Raw genomic sequence first — 12809 nt, 5'->3', positions numbered from 1 at the left:
TTCCGTCAGTGCGGATTGTTCCCAATGCTCATCGCCCAGATCACCGACCTGCATCTGCGCCCCGTCGGCAAGCCCGCCTACCGGATCGCCGAGACCAGCATGCTCACCGAACGTGCCTTCCGGGCCGTCTCCCGGCTCAACCCGCGCCCGGACGCGGTAATCATTACCGGCGACCTGACCGATTGCGGTCTCGTCGAGGAATATGAGCTGCTTGGCGAACTGATCGCCCGCTGGCTCACCATGCCGGTCTACCTGATCCCCGGCAATCACGACCGCCGCGAAAACCTCAAGGCGGTGCTCGGCCACCTGCCGGGCATCGGTGCGGACCCGGATTTCGTCCAGTACACGGTCGATGACCACCCGGTGCGGCTGGTCATGCTCGACTCCGTCGTGCCCGGCCACGGTCATGGCGAGCTCTGCCCGCGCCGCCTCGACTTCCTGAAGGCCGCTCTCGCCGCGGCCCCGGACAGGCCGACACTGATTGCCGTCCACCATCCGCCGATCGTCACGGGCGTTCAGCACATGGACAGGATCAATCTGCGGTCGCGATCGGAACTCGCCGAGATCGTCGGCGGCCACGGCAACGTGCTGGCGATCGTCTGCGGCCACGACCACCGGCCAATCGTCACCCGCTTTGCCGGAACCGTCGTACAGGTCGTGCCGGGCGTCGCCCACCAGGTGGTGCTCGACCTCAGGCCGGATGGACCGGCGCATTTCGTCATGGAGCCAGCCGCCTTCGCGCTCCATCGCTGGAACGAGGCCGATGGCCTGGTCTCGCACGGTGCCTATGTCGAGGATTATCCGGGCCCGTTTCCGTTCGTCGCCGATCCGGACTATCCGGGCAAGGCCGAGTGACATCACTGGCCGTCGTCGACGACTGCACGCGGGAATGCCTGGCGCTGATCGTCGACACCGCTGTCAGGCCTGCGTGTCGTGCGGGAGCCGGATGCCATCATCCGCCGGCGAGGCCGGCCGGACACGATTGTCTCCGGCAACGGCACCGAACTGACCTCGAGGGCGGTCCTGCGCCGGTGCCGACAGACCGGCGGCGGATTGCACTGCATCGCGCCGGGGAGACCGAGTCCGAACGCCTTCGCCGAAAGCTTCAACAGGTCTTCCGGGACGACGCCGCAACGACACGCTGTTCCCGACGCTCACCGAAGCCTGCAGCGCCATCACGTCATGAAACGAGGATGACAACCATCACCGACCACACGCGACGCGCGGCAACATGCCTCCGGCGGAGTGCGCAATGAGATCCGCTCTGGAAAGCATGCCGCATGAGGCCAGGAATGAAACTCAGGAGACCCTTCCTCAAGCCGGACGAGAAGGGGGTCTCCGGTCAGTGCGCATTATCCGGGAGGCGGGCGGCGGCCACGTCGCCATCGCATCGGGACGCAGACCATTGCTGATCTGCCGATAGCAGGTCGATCTGACGGGGAAACGACAGTCGAAGCCCTTCACCTGCCTCGTTTTCAGGCAACCGGACGGGATCCCGTCATCAGCTGCCGATGCGCCAGGCCTGCGTGCGGCGCTGTACCAGACGCCCGACGCCCAGATGAACGACCCGCATCACCAGGTTGGTGTAGAAGATCATCATCCCCATCGCCGCGGCCGCCGGAAGCTGGCCGGCATCATCCATGTTGAGCACGGCTACCGAAGCGAGCGTCGTCAGCGGTGAATAGAGAAACACCACCGCCGAAACCGTCGTCATCGCGTTGACGAACAGGTAGATCCAGATGTCGAGGATCGCTGGCGTGCAGACCGGTATCGTCACACGCGCGAACACCCGTGTGACCGGCTGCTTGAGAGAAGCGGACACCGACTCGAACTCCGGATCCATCTGCTTGAGCGCCGTCACCGCCGTCAGATGCGCAACCGTGTAGAAGTGGGTGATCGTCGAAATCACCAGGATCGCCATGGTGCCGTAGATGACATTGAGCGGATTGGCCGGACTGTTGAAGAAGAAGATGTAGGACAATCCGAGCACCATGCCCGGGATCGCCATCGGCATCATCGCCAGGAATTGAACGGCCGCCCTGCCGGAATCGAAGGCACGGACCCTTTCCACCACATAGGCACAAAGGAAGATGACACCGGTTCCGACGAACGCAGTCCAAAGCGCCAGGGTGAGCGAGTTGCGGTAGCTCTTCCAGCCGCCGCCGTCGGCCAGGTCGAAATTGTAGTGGCGCAGGGTGAGTTCGAGATTGTACGGCCAGAACGTCACCAGCGCCGCAAACTGGCACGTGGCCAGAATGCCAAGGATCAACGCCGACACCACCGCGCAATAGCCGAACATCGTCCAGTCGAGGCGCGCGTTCGGCTTCGGCATGTAGGGCACGGCACGCGAGGATAGCAGCGCCACCTGCCTGCGGGTGGCGAACCGGTCGACGACGAAGGCGAGCACCGCCGGGATCAGCAGCACGATCGAGACGACGGCACCCATCTCGAAGTTCTGCTGGCCGACGACCTGCTTGTAGATGTCGACCGCCAGCACGTTGTACTGACCGCCGATCACCTTCGGCACGCCGAAATCGGTGATCGTCAGGGTGAACACCACGAAGGCCGCCGAGATCAGCCCGTAGCGCGCGCCGGGAAGGGTCACCGTCCAGAACACCCGATGGGCAGGCGCACGCAGGACGGTCGCTGCCTCGTAGAGTCTCGCGTCGGAAATCGACAGGGCGACGGTGATGATGATCAGCGCGTGGGGAAAGGTGAAGAATACGCTGGCCATGACGATGCCGATCGGGCCGTAGATCGACTGGCCCATCAGCATGTCGCGCAGGAGACCCTGGTTACCGAACAGATAGACGAGTCCGATCCCGGGCAACAGCGACGGCACCAGGATCGGCACCAGCCCGATTGTCTTGAATGCGCCCTTGAAAGGCATCTGCGTGCGGGTCAGCGCATAGGCGAAACCGAAGGCGAGCGTCACCGTGAACGCCGTCGTGAGAATCGCCACCAACAGTGAGTTCCCGACCGAGTTGAACAGCGCCGGCGTCGTGACATAGCGCACATAGTTCGCGACCGACCGCGCGGTTCCGGCCCGGAATACGACGGAGCGGATCTGATCGCGCGGAATCTCGACCCATTCGTCGAGCGGCAGTTGCTTGCGGTCGAACTCGGCGGTGCCGGCCTCGCCTGACCGGTTCAGCACGCGGTAGGCGACGACCGTGCTGTCCGGCGAATCCCAGCCGGGGAACAGGCGGACGGCGGGAATGGCACTCGACCGCCCCGCCTGGGCGACGGCTTCGGCAAATCCGGCATCGGCAGCCCAATCGCCCAGAGTCCTGACCTCCTCGCTGCCGTCTTCGGCCAACCTTGCGATGTGGATGGAGTCGTAGGGAAAGGTGCGGACCTCGAACGACTTCGACACCATGGTGGCAAGCGGCAGGGCCAGCGCCACGGTCAGGTAGACCGCGATGACGGCCAGGAAGGCGCGCATGATCCAGTCGTCGCGCCCGAGTTGCGGACGCACCCGCAGCTCCGGCGAGGCCACCGTTGCCGCCGGCAGGGCCGCATCAACCACGAGCACTCTCCGGATAGAGGCGCAGCCGGTCCGCCGGCAGCGCGAACGACACTTCCGTGCCCTCCTGCAACGCCATCTGCCGCGCCCGTGCGATCGGCAGGTCGATCCGGATGCCCGCCTCGCCGGTGCCGGTCCGGTGCAGCCCAAGCCGCACGAAGGAGCCGAGGAACTCGATCCAGGCAATCTCGCCGGCAACGACGTTGCGGCCGTGCTGCGTGCCCAGCTCGATGTCCTCAGGCCTGATCGCGACCGTGACAGGTGTACCCGTCGGGATGCCGTCCTCGTCGCAGGCGAGTTCGGCGCCATAGGCATGGAGACGACCGGGACCGGCCATGACACCCGGCGCGAAGTTCATGGTGCCGATGAAATCGGCGACGAAGGTGGAGGCCGGCGTCGCATAGATCTGCATCGGGGAGCCGACCTGTTCGATCGTGCCCTGGTTCATCACCACGATCCGGTCGGCCATCGTCAACGCTTCCTCCTGATCGTGGGTGACCATGATGGTGGTGATACCGAGGGTGCGCTGCAGCTTCTTGATCTCGAAACGCAGGCGGGCGCGAACCTTGGCATCGAGCGCCGACAGCGGCTCGTCGAGCAGCAGCAGGCCGGGCGACGGCGCCAGCGCCCGCGCCAGCGCGACGCGCTGCTGCTGGCCGCCGGACAGCTGCGCCGGGTACTTCTCCGCCTGGTCGGTGAGACCGACGAGATCGAGAAGTTCGTCCACCCGTCGCCGGATGTCGGCGCGCCGCAGACCGCGGTTCTCGAGGCCATAGGCGACGTTGCGGCGGATCGTCAGGTTGGGGAACAGGGCGTAGGACTGGAACACGATGCCGAAATCGCGTTCGCCCGGCGGCAGCGCCGAGATGTCGCGGCCACCCTGATGGATGCGCCCTGAAGTCTGGATGTCCAGGCCGGCTATCGCCCTGAGCAGCGTCGTCTTGCCGCAGCCCGACGGGCCGAGGAAGCAGACGAATTCGCGGTGCGCGACCTCCAGCGAAACGCCCTTCAGCGCGGCGAACCCGCCAAAGCGCTTCGTCACGTTCTCGATGGCCAGATAGGGGCCGTCATGCGGTGGCGCGACGGAGTAGGCCGTTTGTCCGGGAGCGGCTGGTGGCATCGTCTCATCCCCCTTCCCTGCCCGGGCCGCTGGGCCATGCTTCGCTGCATGCAACCCCGGCATCCGCCGCAGCGCCAGGCAGGCCGCGAGCACTGTCGACAGACAGGTCCCGGACACAGGCAGCGCGGCATCCGGGGGCCTGTGCTGCGCCGGGTCAGCGACCCGACGTCCGCTCAGGGCGCAGAACCGTCATTTCGGCTGTGACTTTCCGTCGTAACGCTTCTGCCACTCCTCGAGGATGCGGGCGCGGTTCATCGCCGCGAACTCGAAGTCGTTGTCGATCAGCATCTCGGTGAAATTTGCCGGCAGCCCCTCGAGCGGCTTGGCGATCCCGTCGACGGCGACGATAGCGTAGCCCTCGTTGTACATGCGCATGGCATCCTCGCTGATCGCCCAGTCGATGAGCGTCTGCGCCGCCTCCAGGTTTGGCGTGCCGCGCACGATCGCTGCCGCCTCCATGTCCCAGCCGACCCCTTCCTCGGGGATGACGATCTCGATCGGCGCGCCGTCGGCCTTGGTGCGCGCCGCGCGGTACTCGAACGAAATGCCGATCGGATACTCGCCGGCACCAGCCATCCGGCACGGCGCGGAGCCTGAATGGGTGTAGACCCCGATGTTCTCGTGCAGTTTGTCCATGTACTCCCAGCCGCCCTCCTCGCCGAACAGCTGCAGCCAGCTGGACACGTCGAGGAAGCCGGTCCCCGAGGAGTTCGGGTTCGGCATGACGATGGCACCCCTGTAGACGGGATCGGTCAGATCGGCCCAGCTCTTCGGCAGCGGCAGACCCTTCTTCCCGGCCTCGACGGTATTGAAGCAGATGGCGGCAGCCCACACGTCCATGCCGACCCACTCGGGCGGATTGGCAGGATCGCGGAATCTGGGATTGAGCTTGTCCAACCCCTTGGGCGCGTAGGGCTCAAGCATGCCCTCCGCCTTCATCAGCATCAGCGATGTTGCAGCCAGTCCCCAGATCACGTCCGCCTGCGGGTTGTCCTTCTCGGCGAGCAGCTTGGCGGTGATGATGCCGGTCGAGTCGCGCACCCAGTTGATCCTGATGTCCGGATGGGCCGCGTTGAACTTCTCGGCATAGGCGGCGAGCTGGTCCGCCTCGATGGCGGTATAGACGGTAAGTTCGGTTGCGGCATGCGCGGCTTCTGACAGGCCGAGCAGCAGCGCGGCACCGGCAAGCAGCCGGAACGGTTTACGGGTTGTCGTCAAGGCAGCCTCCCGATCATCTGAAAGCACAGGCCGCGCCGGAGGGTCTTCGCGACGGGCTTGGACGGACGATAGGGAGCGCGGACGACAGGCAGGCGACGATTGCATGAACGATGCATGACAGTGGCGCGGCGATCGCTGCGGCATTGGACAGGTGCCTGCCCCAAGCGGCAGATCGTGACCGGCCGTCACCGATCACCGATGGCGGGCGCCACTCTGTCGCCGCGATCAGGCGCGGTGTGCTATCGGGAGATGGATCGGCCGATCGTCAAGGCGCGCGCCGGACAGCCCGACGTGCCTGTCGAAATCCGAAACCGGCGGCCCCGCGTCGACGTGTTCGCCGATCGCTGCTACCTGAAGCGGGTCGCCGAGAAGATCTATGCGAAGGATTTCGAGCTGTTCGGCTACTGAACGGCCCTCGGCACGATCGGCACCGCTGCCCACGCCCCCAATTTGATCCGGACGAAACCGGCGATCTTGGCAGTCCCTTACAGGAATGGTGGGCGCACATGGACTCGAACCATGGACCCGCTGATTAAGAGTCAGCTGCTCTACCAACTGAGCTATGCGCCCGCCGAACGCGGCCGTCGCAGCCTTGCGGCTGCGGCGTCGAGGCGGGATATAGCAACGTCGGCGCGCCGCGTCCAGATATCCGCGTCCGTTTTCCGCCAGGTGCGTGGCCGCGATGACCGCCGCTGCCGCCATGTTCATCCGACGCGGCTCGCACCCCGGGGCAAGCGACCCGCGAGGCTGGCGGCGATGCAGTCCGCCGTCGCCGGATTGCAGGCGACCGGAACATCGTAGAGCGCCGCCAGCCGGATCAGCGCCTTTACGTCCACATCGTGCGGCATTGCCGTGAGGGGGTCGATGAAGAACACCAGCGCGTCGATCGTCTCCTCCGCGATCAACGCCCCCATCTGTTGGTCTCCGCCGAGAGGTCCGCTTCGCAACCGCCGGATCGCCAGATCGGGATGCGCCTCCAGCAGCGCACCGCCGGTCGTACCGGTCGCGACCAGCTGGTGCGGCGCCAGCACCGCGTGCCAGCGGCCGACCCAGGCGACCATCGCCGGCTTCTTGCTGTCATGGGCGATCAGCCCCACAGTCAGGCGGGGCGGGGGCGGTGACGTGTCAGCCATCGTCGTCTCCAGGTGCGGTCGGTGACGGCCACGGCAAAGCGCGCCGGTCAACGACATGCGAGATCGGGCCGACAGCATGGTGCAGCTCTACCGCCAGGGAAAGGATTCGCTGATGACCAGCCTCGGCCGATTGCGCAACCACATCGGCGGTGAACACGTGGAAGGCTCGGGCAGCCTGTTCGAGACGATCAACCCGACGACCGGGCTTCCGCTCGGGGAGGCGCGTTCGTCGCTGGAAGCCGACGTCGATTCCGCCGTTCAGGCAGCCGCAGCGGCTCAGCGTCAATGGATCGCAATGCCGCCTGCCGAACGGGCGCGGGTCCTCCACCGGGTGTCGCAGCGCTTGCGCGACAAGCGGATGGAGCTGGCCCGGCTGGAGGTTCTCGATGCCGGCAAGGCGATCCAGGAGGTTCCGGCTGCCGACATCGATTCGGCTGCCGACTGCTTCGAGTTCTTCGCAGGCGTGCTGCAGGCCGCCCATGGCGAGCATATCGATCTGGGGCCATCGGCCTTTGCCTATGTGCGGCGCGAACCGCTGGGCGTGGTGGCAGGAATCGGAGCCTGGAACTATCCGATCCAGATCGCCAGCTGGAAGACCGCCCCCGCGCTCGCCGCCGGCAACGCGATGATCTTCAAGCCGAGCGAGCTGACACCGGTGTCGGCGCTGGCACTGTCGGAGATTGTCGCAGAGGCGGGCGCTCCGCCCGGCCTGATGAATGTGGTGCTCGGTGCGGGGGAGACCGGTGCCGCGCTTGCCGCCCACCCGGGCGTTGCCAAGATATCACTGACCGGTTCGGTGCCGACCGGCACAAGGGTCATGGCGGCGGCAGCCGAGACACTGAAGCATGTGACGATGGAGCTCGGCGGCAAGTCGCCGCTGATCGTCTTCGAGGATGCCGACCTCGACGACGCGGTGTCCGCCGCGATGCTCGGCAATTTCTATACGCAGGGCGAGATTTGCTCGAATGCGACGCGGGTCTTCGTCCACCGTCGCCTCCATGATGCCTTCCTCGAACGGGCGATCGCCCGGACCGAGGCGATCAGGGTGGGTGATCCGCTCGACCCCGACACGCAGATGGGGCCGCTCATCTCGCAGGCGCATCTGGAGAAGGTGCTGGGCTATGTCGAGGCCGGCCGCGCCGAGGGCGCGCGGCTGGTCACCGGCGGCGGTCGCATCACCGAGGGGCCGCTGGCCAGCGGCTGGTTCATGCGGCCTGCAATCTTCGCCGACTGCACTGACACGATGAAGATCGTCACCGAGGAGATCTTCGGCCCGGTAATGAGCGTCATGACCTTCGAGACCGAGGAGGAGGCGGTCATCCGCGCCAACGCGACACCGTTCGGGCTCGCGGCTGGCGTCATGACCCGCGATCTCGCCCGCGCCCACCGCATGGCCGCCGCATTGCAGGCCGGTGTGGTCTGGATCAACGCCTACAATCTCACCCCGGTGGCAATGCCGTTCGGCGGCTCCAAGATGTCCGGCATCGGTCGCGAGAACGGTCTTGCCGCCCTCGACTTCTATTCGCAGCGCAAGAGCGTCTACGTCAATCTCGGCAGCGTCGAGGCGCCATACTGATCGCGGCGGATCCTACTCGGCCCGCTTCATGCCCGTCACCATCGCCCGCGGCAGATTCTCGTGATGGGCGAAGCTCGCCAGCGCTACGCCGCCGATGTGCAGGATCACCAGAAGCAGCGTCAGATTGGCCAGCATCTCGTGCGGCTCCTTGTAGGGCGAGCGGTAGCGAAAGCGCTGGCCGGCAGCTTCCGCCGTCGCGCGCTGTTCGACGACCGCCTGGTTGCCGAACCAGGGTGCCAGCGGCCCGGCATTGGCGCTGTCGGCGAGCGTCATCATCCCTGTGATCGTGGTGGCTGCCAAGCAGACGAGCAGGGCCACGACCATCAGGCCTCCGGCCGGGCTGTGGCCGAGATAGCGGGGCGCCCGCCGCAGCACCAGGTCGCGCAGGTACCGGACCGCCGTCGCGGGAGCGTAGAGGAAATCGGAAAACCTCGCCCTCCGGGGGCCGACGAACCCCCAGACGACCCGCACGACGACGACCGCCGCCACCGTGTATCCGGCCCAGACATGTATCGTCAGGGGGTCGCCTTCGGTCACATAGGCGACGACGAACGCCACGACCAGCAGCCAATGACCGATCCGGACCAGCGGATCCCAGACGCGTATGCTGTTCGGGCTCATCGGACTTCTCTCCGGCATCGACACCTACCGACGGGTACGAGATGACCACTGCGCAAGAACAAAAGGTTTGCGCTGGATCAAGCGAAAATTTGTCGGTCTGTCTCGGAAGCCCCCCTTCTGCCACCCATCGCGACCATCCTGTCAGGCCATGGCCGGCCGCCCGCGCCGGCAGGTGGCGGGCGGCCGCTGGTCTGTGTCGCGGCTCAGGCAGGCGTCGCCCGGCTGTGCTGGGAATGGAGACGGTCTTGCTTGGCCATCAGCTTGGACAGCGCGTGGGCATAGGCACGCGCCGAAGCGACCAGGGTATCGGGATCGGCGCCACGGCCCGTGAATTCGCGACCGTCCTGTTCCAGCCGGACCGAGACCTCGGCCTGAGCGTCGGTACCTTCGGTAACGGCCTGCACCTGATAGAGCGCCAGCTTGGCCGAGTGCGGAACCAGCGCCTTGATCGCGTTGAAGATCGCATCGACCGGACCATTACCGGTGGACTCGCGTGTCACCTGCCGCCCGTCGAAGTCGAGGGTCAGCGTCGCCTTCTGCGGTCCGCCGGTCCCGGCGATCACGGTCAGCGCCACCACCTTGAAGCGGTCGTGCGCGGCACCGATTTCCTCGTCGATGAGCGCCTCGATGTCCTCGTCATAGACCAGCTTCTTGCGGTCGGCGAGGTCCTTGAAGCGGCGGAATGCGTCCTGGAACGCATTGTCGCCCAGGCTGTAGCCGAGCTCCTTCAGCTTCTCGGCGAAGGCATGGCGCCCGGAATGCTTGCCCATGACCAGCGAGGTCTGCTTCACGCCAACGGATTCCGGCGTCATGATCTCGTAGGTTTGCGTGTGCTTCAGCATTCCGTCCTGGTGGATGCCGGACTCGTGCGCGAAGGCGTTCCGGCCCACGATCGCCTTGTTGTACTGGACGGGGAACGAGGTCACTGCCGCGACCAGCCGCGACGCACGCATCAGCATGGTCGACTGGATCCCGGTGACGTAGGGCAGCACGTCGTTGCGGGTCTTGATCGCCATGACGATCTCTTCCAGAGCCGCGTTGCCGGCCCGCTCGCCGATGCCGTTGATTGTGCACTCGATCTGCCGCGCGCCACCCTTCACACCGGCGAGCGAATTGGCAACCGCCATGCCGAGGTCATTGTGACAATGCACCGAGAACACCGCCTTGTCGGAATTCGGCACGGCCTCGCGCACGCTGCGGAACAGGTGCGTGTACTCCTCAGGCGTCGTGTAGCCCACCGTGTCGGGAATGTTGATGGTCGTCGCGCCGGCCTTGATCGCCGCCTCGACACAGCGGCACAGGAACTCGAACTCGGTGCGGGTTCCATCCTCAGCGCTCCACTCCACATCGTCGACATGGCTGCGGGCGCGCGTCACCGAATCGATCACCGCCTGCAGCACCGCCTCTGGCTCCATCTGCAGCTTGTGCTTCATGTGGATCGGTGAGGTGGAGATGAAGGTGTGGATGCGCGGACGCCGCGCGACCCTCACCGCCTCGGCACAGCGGTCGATGTCCCTGAAGTCGGCGCGCGACAGGCCTGCGATGACGGCGTTCTTCGCTCGCCTGGCGATTTCCTGCACGCTCTCGAAATCGCCCTGGCTGGCGATCGGGAAACCGGCCTCGATGATATCCACGCCCATGTCGTCGAGCACCTCGGCGACCTGCAGCTTCTCCTCGAATGTCATCGAGGCGCCGGGACACTGCTCGCCGTCGCGCAATGTCGTGTCGAAGATCAATACGCGCTCGCGCTCGCCCTGCGCGCCGTGACTGGTATCGATAGTCATGTCCTGAAGTCCTTCTCCGGTGGCCCGTTCAGGGCCCGCTGTTCGGTCCCGTCGGTGTTCCCCTGAGAGCCTGCCCGCGCGTGCGGGCCAGCCGGCGCTCAGGGGCCGGTAAGGAGAAGGAGGCCGCCGCCCAGGCAGGAGGGCAGGCACGGCAGGACGCGCGGCGCCGATGCCGCTGCGATGCCGAACCCGATATGCCCGTTCATGACCATAGTCCTGCCATTTCGGCCCGATAGTCTCAACCCCGGTCGCTCGCCACCGCGACGCCGCAGTCTGACGGTTGTCAGACGTTCTAGACGACCGCCCCGCTTCGCGCAAGGCGGCAGCGCGCAACGGGCGACCGGCCTGCCGCCGTCCCGGCGGCGATCCCAGTCAGGAGATGTCGGATGAAAACCGTGATCCGCGCCGCAATCATCCTCGCACTCACCGTGGCACCCGCGATGGCTTTCCAGTGTCCCGCCGACATCGCGAAGATCAACCAGGCATTGCAGACGACGAGCCTTTCCGATGCCGAGAAGGCTCAGGTCATTGCGTTGCGCGATCAGGGCCAGGCCTTGCACGATGCCGGCCAGCACCAGCAGTCGGTCGACACGCTGGCGCAGGCCAAGCAGATGCTCGGCATCGAGTAGGTCTGGCGAAACGCGCTAGACGGCGAGGGTCCCCTCGGCCACCACCACCGCGCCGCCGCCGATGCGCACGGCGTGCAGCTTGCCTTGCACGTCCAGCTCGAGATTGATCAGGCTGGGGCGGCCCATTATGTGACCCTGCTCGATCCGGAAGCGGTGGCGGCCGCCCGGCGGCTGATCGAAATGCATGATGACACCAGCGAAGGCGGCTGCGGCCGCGCCTGTCGCCGGATCCTCGCTGACGCCGAGGCCCGGCGCGAACATGCGCGCATGAAAGTCGTTCTCGACCGAGATCGTCTCGCGCGTGTAGAGGTAGGCCGAGCCGGACGGAAACGCCTTGGCAAAGGCCCGCACGTCGACCCGGCACCGATGCAACACGCCGAGATCACGGACCGGCACGAAGTCGAAATCGACGCCCGCAGTCCAGCGGCTGGGGCGATGGTTCTCGAAACACATCTCGGCCGGCACCAGTCCGAGGGCCGCTGCGACGAGCTCGGCGTCGAGACCGCCGTCTACCGGTTTCGGCTTCTGCGGGATGTCGAATTCGGCGAAGGCGTTGCCGTTGCGCAGCACGACGCCGATACGCACCGGCCCGACCTGTTCCTCGAGGACAATGATGCCCTCGATCTCCTCCGCTCCGGCCCAGCGCCGCCGCGCCAGCATGATCGCCGTACCGACCGTCGGATGGCCGGCGAACGGGAGTTCCTTGCTCGGCGTGAATATGCGCACCGCGGCCGTGTGCGCCGGGTTCTGCGGCGGCAGCACGAACACCGTTTCCGACAGGTTGAATTCCCGGGCGATGGCCTGCATCGCCGCGGTATCGAGCCCCTCGCAATCGTGGACGACGGCGAGCGGATTTCCGGACAGCGGCGTGTCGGTGAACACATCCAGAATGTTGTAGGCGCGTGTCACTGTCGGCTCTCGGAGGTCGTCGTGCGGTGGGTCGCGCCATGTAGCACGAAATCGCGGCCGATTGCAGATGGCGCCTCAGCGAAGTCGTTTGGCCAGGCGCGGCAACATGCGGCCGGCAATGGCGCCCGACGGCGCCTCGCCGACCCGCTGCGCCCCCATCGCCAGATAGAATCCCTCGGCGAAAGGATCGGAGTCGACGCTTGTAACACTTCCACTCATCGGTGCGATCCTCGGCTAAGGTGAAGCACCGGTTGCTGGGAGAGGGTCGCCGCAGCGTGGTCGGGGGTTGTTCC

Annotated in this window: 12 protein-coding genes, 1 tRNA gene and 1 pseudogene; 5 read left to right on the top strand and 9 right to left on the bottom strand. The window is 66.1% G+C overall.

Annotated features, from left to right (window positions below; translation table 11 throughout):
• The first annotated feature begins 24 nt into the window (after positions 1 to 24).
• Together EDC22_RS15040 and EDC22_RS18125 are read left to right on the top strand one after the other, a co-directional pair.
• Positions 25 to 855: a phosphodiesterase gene (locus tag EDC22_RS15040; protein ID WP_132807504.1), complete on the top strand. Its 831-nt coding sequence runs from the start codon at positions 25 to 27 to the stop codon at positions 853 to 855.
• Positions 849 to 1110 (top strand): annotated as a pseudogene (locus EDC22_RS18125) (DDE-type integrase/transposase/recombinase); the annotation flags it as partial. The gene EDC22_RS15040 and the pseudogene EDC22_RS18125, both read left to right, overlap by 7 nt.
• A gap of 391 nt (positions 1111 to 1501) precedes the next feature.
• Here EDC22_RS18125 and EDC22_RS15030 read toward each other — a convergent pair.
• The 3 genes from EDC22_RS15030 to EDC22_RS15020 all read right to left on the bottom strand — a co-directional run bounded on the left by EDC22_RS15030 (position 1502) and on the right by EDC22_RS15020 (position 5864).
• Positions 1502 to 3445 (bottom strand): putative 2-aminoethylphosphonate ABC transporter permease subunit, encoded by a 1944-nt coding sequence (locus EDC22_RS15030; RefSeq protein WP_132807590.1) that lies wholly within the window; start codon positions 3443 to 3445, stop codon positions 1502 to 1504.
• A 76-nt stretch (positions 3446 to 3521) separates the two neighbouring features.
• Positions 3522 to 4646, bottom strand: a complete 1125-nt coding sequence (locus EDC22_RS15025) for a putative 2-aminoethylphosphonate ABC transporter ATP-binding protein (protein WP_132807503.1) — start codon at positions 4644 to 4646, stop codon at positions 3522 to 3524.
• A 189-nt stretch (positions 4647 to 4835) separates the two neighbouring features.
• Positions 4836 to 5864: a putative 2-aminoethylphosphonate ABC transporter substrate-binding protein gene (locus EDC22_RS15020; RefSeq protein WP_245499784.1), complete on the bottom strand. Its 1029-nt coding sequence runs from the start codon at positions 5862 to 5864 to the stop codon at positions 4836 to 4838.
• 198 nt (positions 5865 to 6062) lie between these two features.
• Between EDC22_RS15020 and EDC22_RS15015 the strand changes: the two genes are divergently transcribed.
• The gene (locus EDC22_RS15015; RefSeq protein ID WP_132807501.1) at positions 6063 to 6272 is read left to right on the top strand and encodes a hypothetical protein; all 210 of its coding nucleotides are present in this window, start codon (positions 6063 to 6065) and stop codon (positions 6270 to 6272) included.
• Between the two features lie 86 nt (positions 6273 to 6358).
• Here the strand turns inward: EDC22_RS15015 and EDC22_RS15010 are convergent.
• Both EDC22_RS15010 and EDC22_RS15005 read right to left on the bottom strand, forming a co-directional pair.
• A tRNA-Lys gene (locus EDC22_RS15010) sits at positions 6359 to 6434 on the bottom strand.
• Positions 6435 to 6568: 134 nt separating this feature from the next.
• On the bottom strand, positions 6569 to 6997 hold the full coding sequence (locus tag EDC22_RS15005; RefSeq protein ID WP_132807500.1) for a methylglyoxal synthase: 429 nt from the start codon (positions 6995 to 6997) through the stop codon (positions 6569 to 6571).
• A 55-nt stretch (positions 6998 to 7052) separates the two neighbouring features.
• Between EDC22_RS15005 and betB the strand changes: the two genes are divergently transcribed.
• A complete protein-coding gene (gene betB / locus EDC22_RS15000) occupies positions 7053 to 8573 on the top strand; it encodes a betaine-aldehyde dehydrogenase (protein ID WP_245499783.1) in 1521 nt (506 codons plus the stop codon).
• A 12-nt stretch (positions 8574 to 8585) separates the two neighbouring features.
• On the opposite strand, the gene EDC22_RS14995 is transcribed toward betB, so the two are convergent.
• Both EDC22_RS14995 and EDC22_RS14990 read right to left on the bottom strand, forming a co-directional pair.
• Positions 8586 to 9194 (bottom strand): cytochrome b/b6 domain-containing protein, encoded by a 609-nt coding sequence (locus EDC22_RS14995; protein WP_245499782.1) that lies wholly within the window; start codon positions 9192 to 9194, stop codon positions 8586 to 8588.
• A 203-nt stretch (positions 9195 to 9397) separates the two neighbouring features.
• On the bottom strand, positions 9398 to 10978 hold the full coding sequence (locus EDC22_RS14990; RefSeq protein WP_132807498.1) for a 2-isopropylmalate synthase: 1581 nt from the start codon (positions 10976 to 10978) through the stop codon (positions 9398 to 9400).
• Between the two features lie 386 nt (positions 10979 to 11364).
• Between EDC22_RS14990 and EDC22_RS14985 the strand changes: the two genes are divergently transcribed.
• Positions 11365 to 11607 carry a hypothetical protein gene (locus tag EDC22_RS14985; protein ID WP_132807497.1) on the top strand — a complete coding sequence of 81 codons (243 nt, stop codon included), beginning with the start codon at positions 11365 to 11367 and terminating at the stop codon, positions 11605 to 11607.
• A gap of 15 nt (positions 11608 to 11622) precedes the next feature.
• Here EDC22_RS14985 and EDC22_RS14980 read toward each other — a convergent pair whose 3' ends face one another.
• Complete coding sequence (locus tag EDC22_RS14980) at positions 11623 to 12516, bottom strand: PhzF family phenazine biosynthesis protein (protein ID WP_132807496.1); 894 nt, start codon at positions 12514 to 12516, stop codon at positions 11623 to 11625.
• A gap of 75 nt (positions 12517 to 12591) precedes the next feature.
• Positions 12592 to 12735 (bottom strand): hypothetical protein, encoded by a 144-nt coding sequence (locus EDC22_RS17960; RefSeq protein ID WP_165926932.1) that lies wholly within the window; start codon positions 12733 to 12735, stop codon positions 12592 to 12594.
• Between the last annotated feature and the right edge of the window lie 74 nt (positions 12736 to 12809).

The sequence above is a fragment of the Tepidamorphus gemmatus genome, assembly GCF_004346195.1.
Classification (GTDB): Bacteria; Pseudomonadota; Alphaproteobacteria; order Rhizobiales; family Tepidamorphaceae; genus Tepidamorphus; species Tepidamorphus gemmatus.
The sequence above is the reverse complement of the archived record's forward strand: the minus strand, read 5'-3'. Positions and strand labels throughout refer to the sequence as shown.

Excerpts from the sequence above, each read along its gene's own strand:
- EDC22_RS15040 (WP_132807504.1), top strand. The coding sequence starts at position 25 with ATGCTCATCGCCCAGATCACCGACCTGCATCTGCGCCCCGTCGGCAAG.
- EDC22_RS15030 (WP_132807590.1), bottom strand. The coding sequence starts at position 3,445 with ATGCGCGCCTTCCTGGCCGTCATCGCGGTCTACCTGACCGTGGCGCTG.
- EDC22_RS15025 (WP_132807503.1), bottom strand. The coding sequence starts at position 4,646 with ATGCCACCAGCCGCTCCCGGACAAACGGCCTACTCCGTCGCGCCACCG.
- EDC22_RS15015 (WP_132807501.1), top strand. The coding sequence starts at position 6,063 with ATGGCGGGCGCCACTCTGTCGCCGCGATCAGGCGCGGTGTGCTATCGG.
- EDC22_RS15005 (WP_132807500.1), bottom strand. The coding sequence starts at position 6,997 with ATGGCTGACACGTCACCGCCCCCGCCCCGCCTGACTGTGGGGCTGATC.
- betB (WP_245499783.1), top strand. The coding sequence starts at position 7,053 with ATGCGAGATCGGGCCGACAGCATGGTGCAGCTCTACCGCCAGGGAAAG.
- EDC22_RS14995 (WP_245499782.1), bottom strand. The coding sequence starts at position 9,194 with ATGAGCCCGAACAGCATACGCGTCTGGGATCCGCTGGTCCGGATCGGT.
- EDC22_RS14990 (WP_132807498.1), bottom strand. The coding sequence starts at position 10,978 with ATGACTATCGATACCAGTCACGGCGCGCAGGGCGAGCGCGAGCGCGTA.
- EDC22_RS14985 (WP_132807497.1), top strand. The coding sequence starts at position 11,365 with ATGAAAACCGTGATCCGCGCCGCAATCATCCTCGCACTCACCGTGGCA.
- EDC22_RS17960 (WP_165926932.1), bottom strand. The coding sequence starts at position 12,735 with ATGAGTGGAAGTGTTACAAGCGTCGACTCCGATCCTTTCGCCGAGGGA.